The 22264-nt window shown below is 64.9% G+C and carries 19 protein-coding genes; 13 read left to right on the forward strand and 6 right to left on the reverse strand.

The genetic code is table 11. The features are described 5' to 3' along the window. Window positions 1–44: 44 nt before the first annotated feature. The 7 genes from J2852_RS23900 to J2852_RS23930 all read left to right on the forward strand — a co-directional run bounded on the left by J2852_RS23900 (window position 45) and on the right by J2852_RS23930 (window position 6693). Window positions 45–710 carry a hypothetical protein gene (locus J2852_RS23900; RefSeq protein WP_209880565.1) on the forward strand — a complete coding sequence of 222 codons (666 nt, stop codon included), beginning with the start codon at window positions 45–47 and terminating at the stop codon, window positions 708–710. Between the two features lie 64 nt (window positions 711–774). Next, window positions 775–1557, forward strand: a complete 783-nt coding sequence (locus J2852_RS23905; RefSeq protein WP_209880567.1) for a hypothetical protein — start codon at window positions 775–777, stop codon at window positions 1555–1557. Between the two features lie 379 nt (window positions 1558–1936). Next, entirely contained in the window at window positions 1937–2671 is a 735-nt protein-coding gene (locus J2852_RS23910; protein WP_209880569.1) for a hypothetical protein, read from the forward strand. A gap of 256 nt (window positions 2672–2927) precedes the next feature. Then, window positions 2928–3719, forward strand: coding sequence for an AAA family ATPase (locus J2852_RS23915; RefSeq protein ID WP_209880571.1), 792 nt, complete (start codon window positions 2928–2930; stop codon window positions 3717–3719). A 29-nt stretch (window positions 3720–3748) separates the two neighbouring features. After that, a complete protein-coding gene (locus tag J2852_RS23920; protein WP_209880572.1) occupies window positions 3749–4147 on the forward strand; it encodes a hypothetical protein in 399 nt (132 codons plus the stop codon). 616 nt (window positions 4148–4763) lie between these two features. Continuing rightward, window positions 4764–5774, forward strand: coding sequence for an AAA family ATPase (locus J2852_RS23925; protein ID WP_209880574.1), 1011 nt, complete (start codon window positions 4764–4766; stop codon window positions 5772–5774). Between the two features lie 4 nt (window positions 5775–5778). After that, window positions 5779–6693 (forward strand): ParB/RepB/Spo0J family partition protein, encoded by a 915-nt coding sequence (locus J2852_RS23930; RefSeq protein WP_211112319.1) that lies wholly within the window; start codon window positions 5779–5781, stop codon window positions 6691–6693. Between the two features lie 288 nt (window positions 6694–6981). On the opposite strand, the gene J2852_RS23935 is transcribed toward J2852_RS23930, so the two are convergent. Beyond that, window positions 6982–8163 carry a hypothetical protein gene (locus J2852_RS23935; protein ID WP_209880576.1) on the reverse strand — a complete coding sequence of 394 codons (1182 nt, stop codon included), beginning with the start codon at window positions 8161–8163 and terminating at the stop codon, window positions 6982–6984. 1825 nt (window positions 8164–9988) lie between these two features. After that, complete coding sequence (locus J2852_RS23940; RefSeq protein ID WP_209880578.1) at window positions 9989–10600, reverse strand: hypothetical protein; 612 nt, start codon at window positions 10598–10600, stop codon at window positions 9989–9991. A gap of 243 nt (window positions 10601–10843) precedes the next feature. On the opposite strand from J2852_RS23940, the gene J2852_RS23945 reads away from it, so the two are divergent. From J2852_RS23945 to J2852_RS23960, 4 genes are all read left to right on the forward strand, one after another. Beyond that, the gene (locus J2852_RS23945; RefSeq protein ID WP_209880580.1) at window positions 10844–11170 is read left to right on the forward strand and encodes a hypothetical protein; all 327 of its coding nucleotides are present in this window, start codon (window positions 10844–10846) and stop codon (window positions 11168–11170) included. Between the two features lie 93 nt (window positions 11171–11263). Beyond that, on the forward strand, window positions 11264–11545 hold the full coding sequence (locus tag J2852_RS32410; protein WP_425514404.1) for an N-acetylmuramoyl-L-alanine amidase: 282 nt from the start codon (window positions 11264–11266) through the stop codon (window positions 11543–11545). Window positions 11546–12367: 822 nt separating this feature from the next. Beyond that, window positions 12368–12697 carry a hypothetical protein gene (locus J2852_RS23955; protein WP_209880584.1) on the forward strand — a complete coding sequence of 110 codons (330 nt, stop codon included), beginning with the start codon at window positions 12368–12370 and terminating at the stop codon, window positions 12695–12697. Then, entirely contained in the window at window positions 12666–13163 is a 498-nt protein-coding gene (locus tag J2852_RS23960; RefSeq protein ID WP_209880586.1) for a hypothetical protein, read from the forward strand. Before J2852_RS23955 ends, J2852_RS23960 begins: the two co-directional genes overlap by 32 nt. A gap of 934 nt (window positions 13164–14097) precedes the next feature. Here the strand turns inward: J2852_RS23960 and J2852_RS23965 are convergent. Beyond that, window positions 14098–15636: a helix-turn-helix domain-containing protein gene (locus tag J2852_RS23965; protein ID WP_209880588.1), complete on the reverse strand. Its 1539-nt coding sequence runs from the start codon at window positions 15634–15636 to the stop codon at window positions 14098–14100. A 249-nt stretch (window positions 15637–15885) separates the two neighbouring features. Further along, window positions 15886–16260 carry a metal-dependent hydrolase gene (locus tag J2852_RS32415; RefSeq protein WP_211112320.1) on the reverse strand — a complete coding sequence of 125 codons (375 nt, stop codon included), beginning with the start codon at window positions 16258–16260 and terminating at the stop codon, window positions 15886–15888. A 318-nt stretch (window positions 16261–16578) separates the two neighbouring features. Here J2852_RS32415 and J2852_RS23975 point away from each other — a divergent pair, with 318 nt between their 5' ends. Then, complete coding sequence (locus tag J2852_RS23975; RefSeq protein WP_209880591.1) at window positions 16579–18513, forward strand: ParB N-terminal domain-containing protein; 1935 nt, start codon at window positions 16579–16581, stop codon at window positions 18511–18513. Window positions 18514–18590: 77 nt separating this feature from the next. On the opposite strand, the gene J2852_RS23980 is transcribed toward J2852_RS23975, so the two are convergent. Together J2852_RS23980 and J2852_RS23985 are read right to left on the reverse strand one after the other, a co-directional pair. Further along, window positions 18591–19214 (reverse strand): hypothetical protein, encoded by a 624-nt coding sequence (locus tag J2852_RS23980; protein ID WP_209880593.1) that lies wholly within the window; start codon window positions 19212–19214, stop codon window positions 18591–18593. 11 nt (window positions 19215–19225) lie between these two features. Continuing rightward, window positions 19226–20026, reverse strand: coding sequence for a helix-turn-helix domain-containing protein (locus J2852_RS23985; protein ID WP_209880595.1), 801 nt, complete (start codon window positions 20024–20026; stop codon window positions 19226–19228). Window positions 20027–20869: 843 nt separating this feature from the next. Between J2852_RS23985 and J2852_RS23990 the strand changes: the two genes are divergently transcribed. Beyond that, window positions 20870–22135 carry a plasmid replication protein gene (locus J2852_RS23990; RefSeq protein ID WP_209880597.1) on the forward strand — a complete coding sequence of 422 codons (1266 nt, stop codon included), beginning with the start codon at window positions 20870–20872 and terminating at the stop codon, window positions 22133–22135. The last annotated feature ends 129 nt before the right edge of the window (window positions 22136–22264 follow it).

Below are 22264 nucleotides of genomic sequence, written 5' to 3' on the forward strand. Positions count from 1 at the left end.
GTGGCGATCCTGCTCGGCATTCAATTGGGAAGTGTTGACGAACGATGCAGCCCCACAGCGGTTCACCGGCCTCGCCCGTGTGGCTGATCGGCGATTCCAATCCGGACCCATGGGCGCAACGCCTGAAGTACCCGCTCGACGACAGACACCCGACACGGCACAACATCTGGACACCAGTCTGGGACCGCATCCAGGATCACGTCTATCGCGAGGGCAGGCTGCGCCTTCACGACCGGAAACTGTTCATCCGCAACGCGGTCGCAGACGCCAATGTGAAGCCGCGGCCGTCGGCCCTGGAGTGGACGAACCAAGATCTGCTGTCCCCCGTCGAATGGTTGAGGTCAGACCTGCACAGGTTTCAGCCGCCCTTGGTGCTTGCCTTCGGCCAGTTCGCGTTCGAGTTCGTCCGGCGTGCGCTTTACATGCAGCCTCCGTTCCCCTGCCAGCACTGGGGACTGGGCAATCTGAGGCGGGCGTTTGACGCCGCCATAGCCGCCTTCGACCAGAACGAGATCAACGTCGTCCCGTTGCTCCATGCAACCATCGCCCGTGGCAAGTTTCTGGACGCGCACGCCGCATTCGGTGGCCATTACTTCGGCCATACGGGCGAACGGCTGGCTCACCTGCTGCTCGCCCATTTCCGGGATGCTCCGATCTGGGTCGGCGGCCCCTCCCCCGACCAAGACAGCGAGATGAAGGACGATGCCTAACCAACGCCCTGACGCACGGCCACAGCAGCGGCCCTGGCGCACGCTGCCCCCTGCCGAAGCCGACATGCCGCCGGCCGATCTGCTGGCGGCCGCCGCGCCTATTCTGGACGCCATTTACACAAACGGACGCGAGGCCGTCGTGCTGACCGCCATCAACAAGCCAGCGGCTTATGACCGGGAGGTCATCGAGCGCTTCAACGGCACCTACGCCGCCAACGTCTTTGCGTTCATGCGCCGCCAAGCCACTTTGAACACCGTGCTGGTGCTCGCCAGGCTCTGGGACACCAACGCCGACGCCCAGTCGATCCCGCGCGCGGCGCGCTATCTGGCGCGAGCGGACGTGGTCGATGAGATCGTGGCACGCCGGCGTGCCGACCGGCTGGCCATTATGGAGCATCCCATCATCACCGACGCCGCCGAAGAAGATCTTCCGCTGATCCGGGAGGCGCGGGAGCGTATGGCGGAGGAGGGTGCGGACGCAGCCGAGGCGCAGACCCGCGCCGGGGCGGTCGACATCATCGAGCGCGTCGACGCATTCCTGCGATCGCCCTTGCGCGACTCGCTCCATGCCCTCCGCTCACGGGCCATCGCCCACACTTTGGAGATGACGCGCGACGAACGCCGCGCCGCCGAGGCCGGCGCGCCCATTGCCGCGCTGGTCATCGGCGACGAGGATCGCATCCGCGAGGTTACGCTGCCGCTGATCACCGACATCAACCTAGTGATGCGCGGACTGCACGTCGGGTTCGAGGATATGGCCGCGGTCTGGGACCGCTATGCCCAGGATTACTGGGGCTGGTTCGATGGCACACAGAAGGGGCGACCGCGGCCTGATCCGGTGGGCTGAGCATCGGGTTGAGGAGGGGGCGGGTACCAAAATCGCTAACCGGACGGAATTGCCGGTCGTCACGCTGGCACGCTGAGCATGTCGTTGAACGTGGCCTCGATGTCCGCATCGAAATCATAGCGTCGTCGCCGACCACTTTCCTGAACGCGTCCTCGACGACATTTTTTCGATGAATGCACACTACCTGTCAAAGCGCCTGCTGCACCGCGCCGTGCGGAAGGCGGTATGAGACATGGGCAGGCTGCCGGCTTCGAACGTGGCACCCTGCCGAGCATTCTGCCCGCATCCACACCAGCGATTCCGCAAAACCGTCCGGAAACACGATAAAAAATGCACAGATGCCGCGGCGGCATTGGCATTTCCGGAAATGACCAGTAGTATGGTGTTGGTCCGTCACCATGATTACGAGCCGGCCGCCATGACCTCGACCGACCAGATCCGCGAAACCCGCTACGTCGCCATCCGCATGGATGCGGTGTTGGCCACCGCGCTGGTCCGCGAAGAGGCCCGCCGCCGTGCTGCCGGAGCGAAGGGTCGCCGTCGAATTTCCGCCATCGTCGCCGACGCTGTCGAGTGGCACCGCAAGCAGGGCCTCAATCCGGTCGCCGACGTCCGGCCGGAGAGTAGCCGTGGTCAGGCCGTCGTCCGTGTCGGGCAGATCGATATGGAAGTTGTCGGCACGCTGCGCTCAGTGCAGGACGGGCTCGGCAGCGGCTACGTGCGCGCCTGGTTGCGGGCCTATCTGACCGCCCGTGACGCCGAAGAACACGACGTGCAGTCCCTGCGCCGAGACGTGCCCTGTGTCATCCCCCAATACCTTGCGGAGCAGATCGTAACGGCCGCGACCGGCACGACGCTTTCCGCCGTCACCGCGGACGCGATCAGAAAGACGCTGGTTGCGCGCGGCGCCGTGGAGCCGGTGCACGCTCCGGTCGGGACAACCGCGCGCATGATGCGGCTGTGGGTCGGCGGTGATCTCTACAGCGCCATCAACCGCGAGGTCGAGCGCCGCGTTTCCGCCGGCCTGCGCGACTCCGGCAGCGCGAGCGCCGTGGTTCGTGACTGCCTGCTCGCCGCCTTCAGCAACCGCTCTCAGATGGCCATCGCCGCCTGACCATTTTGCCAGAACTGGTAGGTTAACGGCTGGCTCCACGCCGGCCGTTTTTGTGTCCGCGCGACCGTTGCCGGCCTCCAAAAAACTCGTGACCGAAAGAGCATCCGAGATCACGGGTGCGGCTCCGATCATTTAGATTTTCCGGAAATAAAGTTGTGGGACTGTTGGCAGCACAGGACCAAGAATGCCCGCAGGGTGCTGACAGGGGTGCCTGCGGCCTAGTGACCAAGCGACCAGCAGATCGGAGACCAACACCATGACCGACATCCAGACAAACGCCAGCAAACCGACAACGGCCGACGAGGGCCAGCGCGCCTACGTCCTCCTCGTCGCCAACTCGAAGGGCGGCGTGTTGAAGACGACGACCGCGTGCCAGGTTACCTCCTGGTTCGCCAAGAACGGCTACAAGACCCTGCTGATCGACGCCGACCGGCAGCAGTCTTCGGCCGACTGGGTCACGCTGCACCACGGCCGTGGGCTCGACACCGAAACGCTGACGTGTGTGCAGGTCACCGGCGAGGCGCTGAAGCGGCAGGTCCGCAACCTTTCGAAGATGTTCGATGTGATTGTGATCGACGTCGACGGGAACGGCGACGAGGACGACACGACACTCAGGGCGGCGCTGAAGGTGTGCGACAGGGTCGTGATCCCGTTCTTTCCCTGCGGCTTGGATGCCCGCGCCCTGAACGACTTCATGAAGGCTGTGACCGCAGCCCAGCAGACGGCACATTTCCCCGTGTCGCTGTTCCTAGCCCGCGATTTCCCCGCCGACACCAGCCGTCCGAAGGTGCAGACGTTTGTTGAGGCCCAATGGCCGGAGATCAAGGTCGATTTCCTGCGATCGCGCATTCTCACACGGCGCTCAATGGTCGATGTGATGAGCGACGGCTTCTCCGTCTGGGACTTTGCGACGAGGACTGGCCGTTACCGCGATCCCAAGGCCGTTACGGACTTCGAATACCTCATTTCGGAACTCTTTCCGGAAATTGCGGCCAGCGTCGGCCTGACGACGGAGACCGTCGTCGCCGAAACCGCCGCCGAAGTCTGACAGCCAGCGAGAAACAAGGGGACAAGACGATGTCGAACAACACCTCCTCCTGGCCATCGGTTCGGAAACCGATCCCCAGTCAAAGACGCATTGAGAAGCAGCCTGCTCAGCCTGCCTTGGTGGAGGCGCCCGCGACTGAGGCTGCCGCTCCACCTCCCGTCGCGCCTGCTGCCGCCGCTCCGGTCATCACCAAGGCCGCTGCTGAAGCGAAGCCGATGTCGAAGATCGCACAGAAGAAAGCCGCCCGCGACCCGAACAAGCCTTACAAGAAGGACTACGCGGTCTGGCTGGACAACGCGACCATCGCCGACATCATGCGCATCCGAGACCGCATGCGCGGCAAGCCGGACCGCGGTCGAATCCTTGCGATGGCTATCGAGGACTGGGTCGACCGGAAACTCGCCGAATTGAAACTTGAGCCGACCTAACTCTCCGGTGCGGAGCGCTGAGCATGGTTGCCGGCACTCCCTCCCCCACTCGTCGGCACACCTGCCAACGGGGTCGGCTCCCGTCTCCGACAACCCTTTCCCCATGCCCGACGCGGCGGGAGCGGCGTCGAATTGCGTCGTTCCCCTGTTGCCCCGGCGCTTCCGGATTCTAGCCGTCATCGCCTTCATCCTGATGCGCTTGATCGTTCCGGTCGGCGCGGCACTCTGGCTCTACTCGGTCCTCCCCGGCCGTCCTTCCTGACGGCGCGGCACCCGACTAGCCCCCCCGAGTCGGCCTTTTCGCGCTGGAAGGGCAGGGCGCTTGATGCCCCCGCCCTCCCCTTCCGGCACCGGTGGCCGGCGCCGAAATACCGGCGTCGATTTGCCGGTAACGAGCCATCGGCACCGCCCTACCCTACTGGCAAAAGACAAGGCACTGCCTGGGCTGACTGGTGTGCCGGCAAGGATGTGACTACCCACTCACCACCCTGCCAGCGGGGGTGCGGCGGGGTTGATACACCGGGGTAGACAGTACCCTGTCACATCCGGCATTCTTGACGGGCGTTGCGTCTACCCCCTACCCTGCCAACCGGCGACACGAACGATGGGGGTAGGCGTGACGGGCGACGAGTTGAGGGCATACCGCGAGAAGAAAGGGCTGTCGCAGCCCGAGTTCGCGATTTGGCTGAACGACCGGCTCCAGCGACGCTACGACAAGCAGAAAGTGTCCCGCTGGGAGAATGGCGGCGAGCGCATCCCGGCCGCCGTTGCCGCGCTGATCAAACGCGACATGGTCGGCATTGAAAGGCAAGGCGGCCCCGCTCTGGTTGTTGTCGTGACCAACCAGAAAGGCGGCTGCGCCAAGACCGTCAGCGCCGTGAATATCGCATCCGTGTTGGCCCTGCGCGGCTACGCGACCCTTCTTGTGGACTGCGATCCGCAGGCCAACGCGACGCAGCATCTTGGGTTTGACTGCTACGATCTCGAAAAGCAGCAACGCACGCTGTACTACCCGATGCACGGGGACATGCCCTTGCGCGACATCATCGTCACGGTCGAGGAATCGGGCCTGCGCTTGGCTCCGGCGTCGATCCGCCTGGCGGAAACGGAGGTCGAGATTGACACGCAGACCGGCGGCGATTTCGTGCTGAAGGAGGTGCTGGAGGACGTCCGAAAGACGTTCGACTTCGTCATCATTGACACGCCTCCCAACATTGGGAACCTGACCAAGAATGCCTTTTCCACGGCGCACACCGCCGTCATTCCCTGCCAGACGGAGCGCTTCTCTCTGCTCGGCATGGGCTTTTTGCTGGAGAACATCGGCAAAGCGCGCCGTCGCCTGAACACGGGGCTTTCGGTCCTCGGCATCATTCCGACGATCTTCAAAAAGAACGAGCGGAACGACCGCGACGTGCTGGCTGAGATCACCCAACAGTACGGCGAGCACATGCACATCTTCCCGCCGGTCCCAAAAGCCAGCATCTACGCGCAGGCGACCTCGGTCGGCCGGGCCGCTGTGGAAGCCGCGCCGGACGTTCCGGGCGCCGCCGTGTACCAAGAAGTTGCCGAGGCGCTCGTGAAAGAGCGCGAAACCCGGCTGAAGACGGAGATCGCCCGTGTCGCGTAGCCTCTTGGGCAAGACCCCGAAGACGAACGTCACCGCCTCCGCCAAGGAGCATGTGCGCGACGCCCTGTTCGGACTGAGCAAGGACGCCCCTCACCTTGTTGAAGTGCCGGTCGACAAGGTTCGACCGAACCCGGATCAGCCGCGGCGCATTTTCGACGAGGACGACCTGCGGGACCTTGCGGCCTCCATCGAACGCCATGGCCTCCAGCAGCCCGTCGGCGTAAGGCAGATCGGGAACGAGGAGTGGGAACTCGTCTTTGGCGAGCGACGCCTGCGCGCCGTGCAGATGCTCGGTCGGGAGACCATTTTCGGCGTCCTGGTGACCGGTGACAGCAAGGAAATCGCGCTCATTGAGAACCTCCAGCGCAAGGACCTGACGCCTCTGGAGGAGTCCGACGCGCTGGCCCGGCTTGTCGACCAGTACGGCTACTCGCACCGGCAACTGGTCGAGGTGACCGGGCTGAAGAAGACCTACGTGACGATGGCGTTGGCTCTGCAGAAACTGGCGCCAGCCATCCGTGAGGAATACGCGGTGATGTCTGACCGGCCTCCGAAGTCCAAGATGGAGGCCATTGCCGCCATCGAAGATCACGAGGAACAGGTCCGCGCGTGGGAAGCCCTCAAAGGCTTCGAGACCAGCACCCTCCCCTCCCCGACACCAGACGATGCCGACACCGGCGATCAGGCCGACGTGGAAAAGCCTGCCCGCGTGCCCCGCGCCTCGGTCAGCGCCCCGGCCGGCGTGGCGCTCAGCGCCCTGCCCAAGCGCGCGGCCAAGCCGGTGTTCCAGGCACGCGACGTGCTGATCGGGTTGCGCGAACAGCCCCAGGCGCTTGCCGACGTCGACCGCGACGCTCTGCGGGAAATGCGCGAGGCGATCGACGCCATTCTCGCCGAGGACGAAGTGACGGCCGAATGATCGTTGGTCGGAATCCGACCGCTATGTCCGTGGTGGCGCAGCGGTCGGATTCCGACCGCGTGAGGCAGGGGTGCCGGCCTGGCTCCGACCGAGCGGCTATCTGCCGACCACCCCGCTGGCATCCCTGCCACCACCCTGCTAACGGGGACGGCAGCGGAAAACCCGGCATCAAAAAAGGGAGCGGGAAAGCGTACTCTTGTGCGCTCAACCACACGCCGTTTCCGTTCGTCCAGCCCGTCTTCCAGGTCCTGCCCGGTCATCGCGCGCTCAGGAGGAGGCGGCGTCGGTTCACCGCCCCCGAAAAACCTTGGTCATTGAGAGCCAACCGCAGCCGGTGCTGCTGTCCGGAGTCTCTTCGTCGTTGACCTCCTCCGCCTCGACGTCCACTGTCGGAGGAGGCGGAGCCGGCAAAGCGGCCATGGTCTTCTGCGACACCGTCGACGACCGCGCCGTTGAGATCCCCGGCAGGGGAACGCCAGCGACATGGCACAGGGTCTCGCGGAAAAACTGCTCGGCCGAGCGCGTGCGGCCTTCCCGCAGTGCCCGGTTCGCGGCGCCGACGAAGGCGCTTTTGAGGTTGCTCAACGGATGTCCGCTCCACGGTGGAGCGGCGGCAACGACAATGTCGAGCAGGTCAAACACTCCGCGCAGGGTCTTGGCCGCTGCGACGCTCTCCCGTGCCTGCGGCATGCCTTTGAGGCCGCGGTAGAGGGCGGGAATCGCCTCCTCGGCGACGTGCGCGACGAGCCGCTGCCGGGCCGCCAAGGTATGCTCCTGCCAGAGTAGGTTCGCCACCGCGCCAGCCGCGTTAGACCCAAACAGCGGCATGAGACGCTGCTGCAGGGTGACCGCGTCCTTGACCACCGCGCCGGGGTCCGGAGCCCGCGCGATCTCGGCGAGGAGGTTGGCCGCCTGGAGCGCTTCGACGACGCGCAGCCCCATGACGGCTTCTCCGATCACGTCCGCCCTGCCCTCCTCCGGTACCTGGGCGGCATCGAAGCGCGCGGCGACCGACGGGCACTCGATCACCGACAAGCCGATCTCCAACGCGCTGGAAATCATCTCAGCCTGGCGCTCTTGGTCATTGCAGGGGCCAACCAGTGCAGCGATCCGCGCCATCATCCCAGGCTTTGCCGCGGCCGACGCGAACACCTTGAGCACCTGTGCGGCGACCGCGCTCGGCGACACTGGCGTACCGTCCATGGCCTGCTGCTCGGCGAGGCTGACCACGTCGTCATCGACAAGAGCCGGGAGGAGATCCTCCAGCACTTGGGCGACGTAGCGAGCGGTCGCGACCGTGTCCGGGCTGCCGGTCAGATGGCCGGCCATGTCGTCCGCAGCGTCGCAGGCGGCTGCGGTCAGGTGCACTTGGAACGGCCTCATACCCGCGTTCTTCCGCTTGGCGCGGCGGTTCGCCATGCGCTCGGCGTTCTTCGAGCGCTTCGGCTCGGCGTTGGTGTTCGTGGCCATGGTTCGCCCCTTTCAGGTGTCGAGATCTGCTGATTCAGGATCGCGGAGGCCGGTGAAAAAGATCACGGAGCCGCCCGACAAAACGGACGGCTGGGAAATAGTCTGAAATCCTTGCTGCGTGCGGCTTCCGGCGGATGCGAAGGGGTGGTCGCGACCGGGGTTCCGCCCCCCGCGATTTGTCCGAGCGTTACGCGACGCGTTGTTGCGTCCTGCACTCGAAGTGGCGTTGGCATGAGATCCGGCGCCGTTGCTGGCTTTCAACCGCCGGCAAGGGTGTTTCACGCTTGGGTGGAGGGCGTTACACGCTTAGGGTCAGGACCGCCGGGACGTAACGGGCCTCCGTTGGCCCAGTAACGGGAGGTGCCGGGCATCCTGCTGCCGGAACCGCCTTCGGGAGACGGTGCCGGGTCAAAGGCCAGCCGTCGGGGCTGCCCTTGGTGCCGGAAAGTGTCAGCAGGATGCCCGGCCGACAGAGACGCGGGAAGAGGATAAAGGCGCTGACGTCCGAACATCGGAAGCGAAGACCGGAGGCAGGATTGCAACCGCAACCGAGAAACCGCCATCGGCGCCATCGGGAAATCGACAGCGGGCTGCCGACGGTGGAAGCGCTCGCGTATGCCCGAGGCGACGGCTGTACGGTCGGCAGGCGAGGGCGGTCGACACCGGGCCCGGCCTACCCATAAAGGGCTCAGGATAGCCCACGGATGCATCAGCGCCCTGCCCCACGCCCTGGAGACGTTGGCGGCGAGAGACGCCGCCTGGAAAACGTCCTGGCCTCCCACATCCGTCACTGTTCGCGGATGTGTCCATGGGCGGCCTCTCCGCGCCCGGAAAACCCCGCGCAGGCCCGGCGATCGCCGGGATGTCAGCGGGAGGGGGCTAGGCGTTTGCGGACGGAGGCGCTTCCGCTCGATGCCGTGGTCGGAATCCGACCACTCCGCCGGATGGTTGTGAGGGGCGCCCCTCCCCGTCGGGAACCATGACTGACACGTCCACGACACGGTCAGCGTCATAGTCGTCGTGCTGGCGCATTGCTTCGACCGGGGTGAGGGCCGTGTGCGCGTCGATCTCCGTCACCTCTCGCATGCGAAGTCGCCGCCGGCCATTACCGTTTGGTCCTGCAACGCTTCACCGCGAGGCGATGGGGCGTCAGCACCCCATCGACCACCTTGCCAGCAGGGTACGTTCCAGGTCGGTCTACTTGGTTGCGGCAGAGTGGTCGGATTCCGACCACCCAGTCATTGACCAAGCATGCGTCCAGCATGCCGCACGTACCGGCGCCGCATGCTGGACGTATGCGCCACGCATAACGCCTCGAAAATCTGCTCGCGGCGCACCTGCATCGCCTCCGGAAACGCAATCAGGTAAATGGCGCTCTTGGCGGCACAACAAACACGAGGATCAGCGAGCGGCGGGCAGAGGCTACGAGAGGGAAGGGCAGGGCGCTCACCAAGGGTATGTCAGCGCGACGACGAGCCGGCGGCCGGCGTCGAAAACGAAGCCGTGGCCCTCCGGCTCATGGGTCGCGCCGATCTCGTCGAGGCGGCAACCAAGCGGCTCCTCGATGCCAGGGTCGCGGCGTCAAGATCCTCGGCACCGCACCGATGCGCGGGCGACAAAACGGCATCAGGGTGTACGGCGTCGTCACCACGGAGCCGTGACCCGCCGACGATCTCCCCGATGTCGACACGGTGGGCACCTGGTGGAAAAGCCAGAGCGATCGGGCAGCCAGGAGGAGGGGAGGCGGGTGGCGGCAGGGGTGCCAGCACGGACGCGGGCAGGGCGGTGGTCGGATTCCGACCACCGCGGTCAGACCGTGCGAGTGTCAGCGCAGGTCTTTGCTGTCGACGGCGACCAAGATGATGTTAGACGCGCCGAGCAGGTCCCTTTCCGTCGTCGTCTTTTGCCGGGCAACGTCCACCCCGCACTCGCTGCCCCTCCGGATTGCGCGCACCACAGAGTCCACGAACTTGCGGAAAGGACCATCGCCGTCGCTCAGGTATTTGGACCGGTAGGTTTCGCTGACGAAGGCGCTGTCCAGCGAGCCGTCGCGCCTGATCGCGATCATCACCTCGATGATGTAGTCCTCGGCCGGCAATGCCAGACACCGGGCGAAGCGTTCCCGATCGACAACGATCGCCTCCGGCCTCTTCGCGATCGAAGAAGGAGATGGCCTTGTGTCTCTGTCCTTCGGCTGAGAAGAAGCGGATATCAACGCTTCAAAGCAGGCGCGGCGCGCGCTAGGATTGCCGACGTTTGAGCAGGACATCAGATCGTCGATGAGGGCTGCCCTGACGTCCACAGCCACCAGCATCACGGCTCCGAGGGCCAGCGCAGCCTGCCTCAACCATCGGTGCTGATCCTTTGATCTGCCGGCGTGCCTGGAAGCGGCGAACATCGAGTGCTCATCGTGCGTTTCGGACGTCAACTTGAGCATAGGGCCGGTCGGCTCCGGAGGGAAGGTGGTCGGAATCCGACCGGCACAGAACCGTGCCACCGCGTCCCAAATGGTGGGCGATGCTGTGGTCTTATGATCGCTGACCAAGTATGCGGACAACCCCGCCAGCGGGGTGGAGGGCAGGGTGCCCGAAAAACGTCCAGGTATGAGATCACAGCACCTCCCGTAACCTTAGGCTTCGCCAATGTTTCCGGGAACGAAGGCCGGAGGCGGATCCTCACCATGTGCCTCGTCTGCAGCCTGGGCCTCGACCGGCGCGCCTTTCGCCGCGGCGTGGCCGTCGGCGCCGGCCTCGTCGCGGCCTCATTCCTCACCGGCTGCGTGCCGGCCGCCACGGGCAAGATTTCCGTGTCCCCAGGCGGCGGGCTGGGGCGGGGGAACGCCGCCGTTCCAGCCGACCCGAACGTGATGGCGCAAGGCCGGCGCCGGGCGCGCACCGCCAACGGGAAGCCGGAAACCATTGAGATCATCAGCCCCAACGTCCAAGCGACGACCGGCAGGCGCATCACGCACGTCGTCAGCCATTACACCGCAGGCGCCAGTCTCTAGGGCGCTGTCACGCACGTGCTCCTGCCGAGCAGCAGCACGTCGGCGCACTACGCGATCGGGCGCGATGGCACGCTGGTCCAAATGGCCGACGACATGGACATCGCCATCCGTGCCCGCGCCAGTAACGCTTACAGCATTGGCATTGAGCATGTTGCCCTGTCAGGGCAGGGCAGGACGCCGGCGCAGGACGCCAAGAGCATCGAACTTGAGAGGTGGTTGGTGAGCGAACACCACATCAACCCGGCGAACATCGTTGGCCACCGGTTCGCCCCGGGCAACCTCAACAGGACCGACTGCCCGTCGACCCTTTTTGGCGAGCCGACCGAACAGAGCGCCCGGTACTTCCTGCCGGTCATCTCCATACACGCGGCGTGAACGCCCTGAGACCGCTGGTCGCGCATCCCCTGGGTGATTTGCGCGGGCTGGGCAGCCATGGCGGCACGCCCCTGTCCGTTGCCGCCCGCAGCGTCGGTGGAGCCGCCCTGGTTTCCAGCCCCGGCACGCGCCCGGCCGTCCTTGAGCGCCTGGCGGACGCGCTGTTCGGCGCTGGATGTCTCGGCCGCCAACTTCTTCTTGAAAGCGTCAGGGGACATGATGATCTCGGCCGGCACGTAGCCGACCTGCCCCTTCGCCGCCACCCGCGCGGCGTCGCCTTCGATGGCCAGCACCCGGACGCGGTCGCCAGCGTGGCACCGCTCTTGCCGGGCGCCGATCGCACCACAGCAGCCTGGCCAACCCCCGTCGCGTCCTCGGCGGCAGCGGGGGCTTTCAGGCCGGGGATCGGGACCAGGTTCAAACGCTGCATGCAGGCCGACGCGCTCTCCGAAGCGGCGCAGCCACCGGATCCATCGTCGGCCAGGAGGGGGAGAGGCGCCACGGCGATCAGTCCGGCCAGCAGCGCCGCGGCGATGATGCGACTTATCCCGGACACTCCATTGAAGGTCATCGCGGATGGAACCATGGCGCCCGTTTCCGGATCACGGCGCTGCGGCCACGATCGTGTTTTCTCGGTCGGGCAGGGGCGGAGAGTGGGTGCCAGCACCCAGCCGGCAGGGTGTCTGACAGGGCGGCGTATAGGACGTCCGCCATGCTGCGCGGCCGAAAATTTAATCTTACACCGGCACCCGTGATCGTCCGCAGGCGGTCAGCGGTGCTGTCAATCCGGAAACAATACCATGACACGACAGGGACACCGCGATGTTCCACCGCATCCAGAGTCGGCAGCACGCCGGCGACACCAAAATCGGCCGGAAGAGCCTGCGCGCTCGGCTCAACGGCGCCGCAGCCCCTGGCCTCGTGCTCGCCGGCCCCGCGGCCCTGGCCGCGGCGATGCCGGCCAGCGCCGAGGATCGCGCCATCTGCGTGCGCCTGGTCCGCGAGGCCGAAGCGAAATACGGCATTCCCGCGGGTGCCCTCGAAGCCATCATGCGAAACGAAAGCGGTCAGCGCGACCCTGAGCCCGGTGCCGCCTTCGGCGACCCTTGGGTCATCAACTATGGCGGCAAAGATCTGCGGTTTTTTGACTAAGGAAGCCGCGGTCGCCGAAGCCAAGCGCCTGATTGCGCGAAAACCCAAGCGCAACTTGGATATCTCTTGCCTGCAGCGGTCGCTGACCTACCACCCGCCAGCGCCGGGAATGCCGGTGGCTGATCTGTTAAATCCGGCGCTGAACGTCACCTGGGCGGCGGAGCACCGCCGGCTGCTTTTCACGGGCGGACCGTCGCCCGACCGCGCCGGCGCCTACCAGCCGAGCGCCGGCCGGGACGGGCTGCGCGCGGCCACCCGCTATCACCGGTGGGTCCAAGATGACCGTTACTGGGCGTACCAGATCACCTTCTTGACCAACCTGGAGCAGGTCCGACGCGAACGAGGCATCGCCACAGCCGCCTCGAAGCGAGTCCAGATCGCGGACATCGACATCGGCGCCGCACGAGCCAACGCCCTCGCGCGCCGGAACGCCGGCCGCGTCATGGTGGCCGAGGTCAACCGCTAACCGGAAAGACGGCTGGGGCCTGGATGACAAGGAGAGAAGGGGTGACTGCTGAACATCCCTTCCCCGCGAACACCCCCTTCGTCCGTGAGCGGAAACAGGCGTCGGAGGAGCCATTCAGCAGCCGATGCAGCACGACAGTCTGAGATGGCCCTGGCCTGAACCAGAGCCATAACCACGCGAATTCCGCGAAGCGCACGGCGATGATCAGGAAGAACGACTAAGCCGTTGGACAGAAAAGGAATTTCCAACGTCGGGGAAGAATTTTTTTCGCGCCAGGGGTGCCCATATGTTCGCCCCGGCAGGGTTCATCTGTTCGCCCCGAGGGCGAAGAGATGTTCGCCCTCGGGGTGCACGTTTCTTCGCCCTAAAAGGCCCGTACTATTACAAGAGAGCCTTCAGGGAGTGATGAGAGAAAATCTAAGCGTCATACAATACACCCGCGCATGCGCGCGCCTGCGAGACACTGGGTTTTGTAGGAACGGACCATCGTTTCTTCTCAACATCGGGATAACCTTCAGTCATTGGGCTGCGGCTCTGCACTTGGCAGGACATCAGACACCACCTGTCCGTCCTTCAGCCCTGGCATTGCACCCCATCGCGGCAACGCGCAGCGAACTCGGCATAACACCTCGCCGCTGAGCCAATTCAGCGTCATTCCCTTTCAGCCCCCCCGGTTGCGCGCGCCCCCCAGGACCGGGACGACTGCCGCTCAGGAGGCGACGTCAGCACCTGCCGAGGCTTGCCAAGCCGCCTTTGGAGCGCGTGTGTTGCTCTTTCCGAAGGCTGGCGTGGGGTGGCCGCTTCAGTCCCGGAAAGTCTCACGAAACCGTGCTTCCAGCGCGATCCCCGAGAGCGGTGTCATAGCCTTGAAATGAGAACGGCGCCGAGGTTTCCCCGGCGCCGTTTCGACCCTTCGCTGACGAACGTTTTTCGCTCACTGTCCCGTCTGACAGACCTCACGGATCTTTTCGAGAGCGCGCTTCAGCGCTGCCTCGGACGGCTTGCTGTCACCATGCATTCCGGGAATGGCTCCAGACAACTTTTTCGCCACCATCTGCCGTGCGGTGGAAGACGGCTTGCGCGACATCGTGTCGTGGCGCTGCCGCAGTGCCGGCCCGGCGAGTTCTTCGATCTTCTTCTTCTGTCCGACCCAGCCGAAACCGCCGTTATTCATCCGAACCAGCATGCTGCGGATGTACTTGGCGGGGCTGTCGATCCCCTCAGCCGTGGCCGCGCAGACTGCGACCGACAGGCGGCGGAGAGCGTCATCGGTCCCCAGAAATCCGTCAAACGCATTGCCAGCCTTGAAACCGTCGAGAAGCGCGCGCAGGGCGGGGATCAGATCCTCCCAATCCTGGACGCGATCCCAGTCCATCCCAGTGGCACGCAGCGCGTCCTGGAGCGCGGGATAAGCCGCTGCCAGCAGAGAGGCGGTGATCTCCTCGCAGGCTCGGGCCTCCTTGGCCCTGAGGTCAGCCTTGCCGGACAGCACGTCGGCCGGATCGATGTCGCGGGCCGCGGCTTCCGCCTCTATCGCCTTCTCCTTCCGTCGTGGAGTAAACGGCACGACCTTGGCCGGCTCGGTCACAACGGCGACGGCGTTTTCCTTCGGTTCAACGGTGGGCGCAGCCGGCGTACGGATCGCACCAGCGATGGCCGCGAGGATCTCATCATCGATCGACTCCAGGGCGGCGGCAACAGCGTTGAGATCCGAAACGGACGGGTTTACGCGATCGACGATCCGCTCTGCTTCGGCAAAGACCTCGCCGGCGTGCGCGCGAATGACGGACCAGTTGGCCGCGTGCGGCACTCTTGCGGCGGCATTGCGAAGGCGAAGCCGCGTCTTGGACGTCAGAGCGCGCAGACGCTTCTTCGCCGTTTCGACGGCCTTCACCTCGGCGTCGTGCCGGGTTATCCGCTCCTTGAACTCCTCGAATCGCAGGATGGTCGGGATGAGGCTGATTCCCGAGAAGGAAACAAGGCGGCCGTTCTCGTCGCGCTCCCCCTCGCGGGAAAGGTTCGCGGCGTCGACGCGCCAAATGAAGCCGGCGATAGCGAGTTCCTGCTCAAGAATCTGGCGGTAACGCGCGGAAATTTTCTGGCCGTTCTTGCCGGCCTTGCGCTCCAGCGTGGCGCCGGACGCGTAGACTGCCGGACCGAGACCGCGCTCGATCCAGTCGGTCTTGCAGTGGTACTTCTCGCCAGTTGCCAAGTTGAAGCGCGTGGTCGCCTGGGCGAGCAGTCGCTCGTAGTAGATGCACGCCTTGTCCGACACGCTGACCGCCGCGGCCATCTTCGCGACCTTGAGGGTTTCCTCGTAGGTCTGCCCCTTGGGCATGCCCTCGTAGACAAGCACCCGGGGCAGGCGCAACTCGTCGTCGGTCAGCACGCGGCCAACGTGGGTTTCCTCGTGGCGGGCGTTCTCGGCGTTCACGCCTTCGCCGAACTCGTTGAAAATTTCTGCGGCGTTCATCCCAGGCTCCAGTCTCAAAGCGTTCCGCCTCCGGCATGTCCGGAAACGGGCGCTGGACTTGGTCTCCGGGCTTTACAGCGACGACCGGACTTGGTACAAGGACCACATCCAGTCGCGCAGCGGGGCCTGATCTCCAGTCCGGGCTGCTTCGCGGTCGATGGCCTTGGTTGGCGCCTGCCATCGGATCCGCACGAAGCAACCGCTCGCGCAACACCCCTCGGCGGGGCTACCCTTCTGTTGTATCTTGACTCATCCGGAAATGCAATGCCGCCGAGACGGACGGGAACGAGAAAAGTTTCCGGAAACTGTCAACGAAAAACCGCCGACACGAATCCGAGACTGCGCAAGCCCCAGATGCCAACCGCCACGGCCAGCGTGAAGGTCAGCAGTCCCTCGGCCGGTAATCCCGTCCGGAAGATCGGAACACCGTATTTCTTCGCTCGCAGGCCATAAAAAAAGCGGCACGCCGCCTTTGGTCAAACTGTCGGCGACGACGTGCGAGGCGCAGCCCCAGGCGATGGCCGACCATGGTTTCGCCCCATCCAGCCCACCGGCGAACAGCAGCGCGAGGAAATAGGCCACGACCGCCCAGGCCGTATGCGTCCAGGTCCGGTTGCCCCACACGACAGTTAGGATGTCACTGATCTACTCCAACCGGCTGCCGATGTAGGATTCCGGATGGTCGATATCGCGGAGTAGGGACGCCGCGGCGACCGGCGTGAGAACGAGAAGATCGGCCAGCGAAGCCGGATGTGGTTACGCAGGTCCCATAGGGCCGGACAACATCCATGGCTTCCATCTTGGCTGGCGATGCCCGCGTGGTCGGCACGATCCACGGCCTGATTTCTCCCCTACAGCACTGAGGGGCCGGAGCAAAAATCCGTTTTCTCAGCGTCGGTCTCGCGCTATCTGATTTCTGGAAACGGAATTGGGAGCAAGATCATGTCGGACGCGCAGTCCGCGCCAGCCGAAGTGCGCCGTGGCCGCAAACCGACCGCGCGACCGGAAACCGCTCTTCTGGGCACCGATCCGAAGCAGGTCGAGGCTCTGGAAAAGCGGGGGCGGATCATCCTCGACCTGGCACGCTCGCCCAAGGTTGACGCCGGCACCTTGGAACAGGTCGCCACAGCCGAAAACCGGCGTCTTGCCGCCCTCTCCAAGAAGGCTGCCGCCGTTCAGGACATCGAGGCGCCGCGCTTTTCCATCGTCCGCATCACCCCGGAAATGGCGAAGGCGCTGCTGGCCATTGCTTTCCAATCTGGCCGGCCCTACCGTTGCGTCAAAAGTGCCGTGGACGCTTATCAGGAAGAAATGGCTGCCGGGCGCTGGGTTCTGAATGGGGCTCCGCTCATTTTCGGAAAAGGGCCAGATCGCCCGCTCCTTGACGGGTACCAGCGTCTGCTTGCGTGCGCGCGATCCGGCGCCCCATTCGATACGCTGCTGGCCCAGAACCTCGGCGAGGAGGTGGTCCACACGTTGGACCAAGCGCGCCGCCGGACCTTCGTCGCGGTGCTCGAGGCCGAAGGCGTCGAGTTGGCGCCGCAGGTCGTCCCAGCGATGTCGCGGCTCATCCGAATGGAAAAGGGCACGCTGGGAAAGCGGACGTCGGATGCTCTGCTGCCATGGGGGACGCTGGAACGCTACTGGGTGGCCAACAAAGATGATTTGATCCGCGCCGCCGAGTGGGGGGTCGCGCGCAAGACGCCGGTCATCGGTGAAGCGGTCCGCATCATCCTCTCCTACGTCGCGCACCGCTCCGACAAGGTCGATCTGCTCCGCGAAATGTTGGATGCCGTCAAGCACCCGGACCACTACGAGGACCGACATCCCGGCGTCAAACTGTACGAACGTTTGGCCTCGAGCGACGAAGGCCGCATGCCACTGGTCACCACGCTGGCGCTCGCGCTCATGGCCTGGAACGACATGGTGACGGGGGAGCGCCGCCGTTTCTACCGCTGGCAGCCCATAGAGGAAGGGAAGCGCGGCGGCGACGAATTCCCCGCGGTGGTCGGGTACCCTGGCCTGATCCGGCCAGCCCTCGAAGAGGGGGCTGTCGCGGTGACGCTGGAACACGGACTCGCCGCCAACTACAGCCAGGTTTCGATCACGGTGGAAACGGTAACGCCGGACCTCGCGGCCAAATACCTGCGGCGCAATTTCCGAAACAGGAAAATCCAGCGCAGCCACGTCGCCATGCTGGCCCGTGACATAAAAGCCGGCGCGTTTCACTTCAACGGCCAACCGATCTGCTTCTCGGTTGAGCAAGACGGCACCCTCATCAACGGACAACACCGGCTCCAGGCAATCGTGGAGGCTGGCGAGCCCGTGGAGATGCTGGTTGTGCGCGGCCTGTCCCCAGAGGCATTCCACACCTATGATCGCAACCCCAAGAGGGCGGCCTCCTTCCAGGGCGTGTCGTCCGACCTCGATGGGGTCGGGGACGTCGACATCGTGAGGGGCATTGCGACGCTTTACTGGCGTCTGGATGTCCACAACGGGCGCCGCGTGCGGCCGTCGGTGCACGATCTCCGGCAGTTGGTCGCGGAACACCCGAACTTGGCCGAGGCTCGGCACTGGGGGCGCAAACTCCGGGACGTCGGCCGTCCCTCCACGATGGGCTACATTGCCTACAAACTTCTCAGCGAAGATGCACACCTTGCCGAATATTTCCTGGAAGCCTTGGCAACCGGGGCCGATTTGCCAGCCCGATCGCCCATTCTGGTCCTGCGCCGACGGCTGATTGAGATTCGCACGGACAAGGTCAAGCATGACCGGTTGGAGCCGATCGGGCTGGTCGAGAAGGCTTGGGAGACGTGGATCCGGCGCTACGCGGCGAACCCGGAAGAAGAGCAGGACGAAGATCCCTCGGCTGAGTGATCACGACCAGCCCGAGCCGGTGCCCCCCTCTCGGGAGGCTTCTACCGATTTTCGCCGTTTCCGTTAAGGCCAGCCGTTCAAAGCATCCGCCGCATTGCCCCCGCCGTCATCGCCATAACTTCGCCACGCCGTCCCCGATCCGGCTGGCCGGCACGGATGACCGCGTGAAGCCGATCGGCCAGGGCGCGCTCCTGGGTGCAAAGGTCGTCACACAGCGCCCGCATTTCCGCGATGGACGGTCGCCATTTCTTAGTCCGGCGCCAGTGCTTGGCCGCAGTGTCGATCGCCCACGCCGGGTATTCGCCGAGATCCTCGGCCCAGTCCAGCGCCACCAGACGCTCAACGTCGGGCGTCATGCCCTTCGAAGGGAAATGGCTCAAAAGGGCGAGGACGCGGGCAAGGACATGATCCGTGGACACGGGTGCCAGTACTGTGGAAGTCAGATCATCAAGCGCGCGCTGTGCCAGTGCGGCGTGCTGCGGTGTCACGCCGGCCGGGGGCGACCAGGTCTCGGCCATGCCGTCGAAGCCGTCGTCGCCGAACCGCGGCCGGCGCTCGACATGGCCAGCGGCCAGCAGTTCCTGGAGCGGCGGCGGCAACGCCCCGACCAGAAGGGAGCGGCGGGCGGCGGTGGGCATGGCCGGGTCGAAAGGCAGCGGTGACCGGTTGTTCGGGAAGGCGGTGACGTTGGGAGCGGGCATGTAGGTCCTCCTCACGACCAAGACATGGTGGTGCGCTGGCGCAGTTCAGCGGCTGCAGCCGCCCAAGCGCCAAGGCGCAGTTCAGCGGCCGTTCCCCGGGTGCTGCTCGGCGTCGGAGCCGAGCCACCGGCGAAAGGCATGTTGCGGGCGACTGGCGCCTTGCCGGCTGCCGCATCCTGGGCCAGCCAGGCGCGCCAGGCCGCGGAAATGTCGCGGTAGCGGTAGCCATGGGCCTGGCAGCGCAGTACGAAGCCCTCGACATGGCGAACAAAGTCGATCTCGGCGTGACGGGCTTTGGCCCAGGCCATATCGTTGGCGCACGGCATCCAATCCGACGGCACATCGCGCACCGGCACGCGCCTGCCCGAAGCGAGCGAGTCTGGAATCTGTTCGGAATGGAGGTGTTCCTGACTCGTTGCTGGACAGGGGGCGTTCACGGCTGAGTTATCCCTGTCGAGGTCCTGAACAGGGCGCGCTGTGACTTTGGCAACCGCCTTTCCGTCCTGTTCGACGCGCAGCCGGTACAGGCAGGAGAGCCGGGCTCCGTTGCGCCCCTTCCGGTGCTCGATGGAGACCAGCCCGATGTCGTTGAGGCCCTGGAGGATACGGTTGATCGTCGGACGAGAACGCTTCAACTTGGCCGCCAGTGTCGACTGCGACGGCCAGCACACGCCATGCTCGTCGGCGAAGGTAGAGAGTGCGGCCAGGACGGCGAGACCATCAGCATCCAGGTCCGGGTGTTCCAGCCACCAAGCCGGGATCCGGCCCCAGCGCCCGGTGTCGGGCAGATCGGCAGCGGTTGTGTTGGGCATCGAGAAACTCCGCAAGGTGTGGTGCCGGAATGGGCCCGGCGATCTTGCGGGTAGGATTCCTCATGTCCTCGAGTCGTGCCGAATCGCGGGTTTTTTGGACATGTCGTTCGGTCCCGCGCATGGGTCGTAAAAACTCGCGAATGGAGCGCAATAACCCGCGACCCTGTCGCGAAAACTCGCGGATGGCCCGCGAATCGGAACACGGGTGATTGGCCGACTGGAAGAACGTGGCCAACGGGGCCATGCGACACCCGATAGGATGTCGTGAAAACTCGCGTTTCCCTGAACGCTCCCCGGTCGGCAGCACGGCGGTGGACGGCGCCCCCTGTCGCAAAAACTCGCGATTGGCCCTCAGTGCGTGAGCGGATCATGGCGGGAAAACCCGCGCCTGGATGCGACGTCAAAGCCTGCGAAGAACAGGCATGTCGGAAAAACCCGCGATTCGGCTGCTCAACAGCGCTGCCGCCGTCAGACAATGTCGGGAAAACTCGCGGTGCTGCCAATGGCGCCGCAAACGCCGGTACCCGATGCCGCGGATGTCGTGCAAATCCGCGGAGGAGACCGCCTCCACCGACTGGAAGGGATGGCGCGACCGGCCCAAGTCAGGAAAACTCGCGATTCGCTGAGCAGGGTTCGATTGGTGATCTCCGATTCGAGGGAGGGGCCTTCCCGCGAACCCAGCGCTTGAGACGGCGGCCAGAGAAACGCGAGTTTTTGCGACATGATCGCGGGCTGTGACGACAGGTCCGCGAGTTTTTACGACACCTCCAAAGGCGGTCGGTGCTGGGGCATACTTGCTGGGCTTTGGTCCGGGTCTGTATGGTCGTGATCAGGGAGGCGCGCATGAGCAGCAACAAGACATCGACCACCGCGGCGCAGTTGGTGCTGTTCGAGCATGAGGACCGCTCGCAGTCGCACCTCATTGCGATGTACGATGTCGCGCCACGCTTTGTCTTTCCTGCCCGTGGCCCAAGCGGACGCGACGAAACTGCGGCTGGTGAAGTTCAGGCCGCCAAGGACCAGTTCGTCAGGTCTGTGCACCGGGACTTCGACTTCCAGGGGCGGTCCTACCGACTGACGCTACAACCAGCCCGCATTTATCGCGCGCCGCCGAAGAAGGAGGGTGACGCAGCGGTTCCGGCCGTTGCCCAGGATCCGTCAACGATGGTCGAGGTTGAGGTTTTTCCTGGTGAGCGGGAACAGATCGTCGAGCAGGTGATCCGGCGCTTGGCCATGGACCGCTCACGCTTGTCGCTGGCCGGCGAGAACCGGGACAAGGTGCAGATGAAGTTCTCGCTGTATGAGATCAAGCGGGAACTCAGGGCCGTCAACCGCACGCTCGATTTGACCAACATCCGCGAGGCGCTGGATGTCCTGGCGCGCGCGCGCATCATCATCTCCAGGAGTCCCGACGCGGGCCGCAAGCCCGGACGCGGATCGAATCTCTTGGAATCCACGGCGTTCCCGGTCATGGCGATCCGCGGGCGATCCGACCATGTGGAGGAGGACGAGACCACCGAGGAGACCTACCTGGAATTCAATCCTCTGGTCTCGTCGGCGATCCGGAACTTGGAATTCCAGCCGGTGTCGTACCGCTGGCTCATGAAACTGAAGAGCCCGGTCTCGCGATGGCTCTACAACCGCCTTTCGGTCGAGTACGGCGAGGTCAGCGACATTGGAGCCTTGCTCGCCTGTGACGTCCAACCGGTAACGCTGACTGCAGACGAGATCGTCAAGTACAGCGGTATGAATGAGTGGAGCAGGCGTCGCGATACGCTGCGCGTCGTAACCGCCGCCGTCGATGCGCTGGTTGAGGAGGGAATCCTCGATCGCGTTGAAAAAGACTTCGACAAGCAGGGCAAGAGGATCGACGACATCACCTACATCATGACGCCGTCGAAGGAGTTCATGGCCCAATTGCGTCGCGCCAAGCAGTTGGAGGCAGCCAACACCTTGGTGCTTCAGGCCATCACCGGCAGCACAAGTAAGCCGGATGGCTTCGTGCCGGTGTCATCGACACAGGCCACGGAGACGCGCCAGCGCCGCGTAAAGCGCCTGAGCACGGACGAGGATGACGCTCCGCTGCTGCGCCTCCGTGGGCAGGGCTGACGTTCCCCACGCAGGTCCTCGCGCCCGAAATCCATCGCCTCTCCGATGCCGCCCACCGATTCCTGCAGGATTCGATGGCATAGTTCCGCGAACAGGGTTTGGCGTCGAGGTTGCGGAGGCACCCATGGG

Source organism: Azospirillum soli (genome assembly GCF_017876165.1).
Lineage (GTDB): Bacteria > Pseudomonadota > Alphaproteobacteria > Azospirillales > Azospirillaceae > Azospirillum > Azospirillum soli.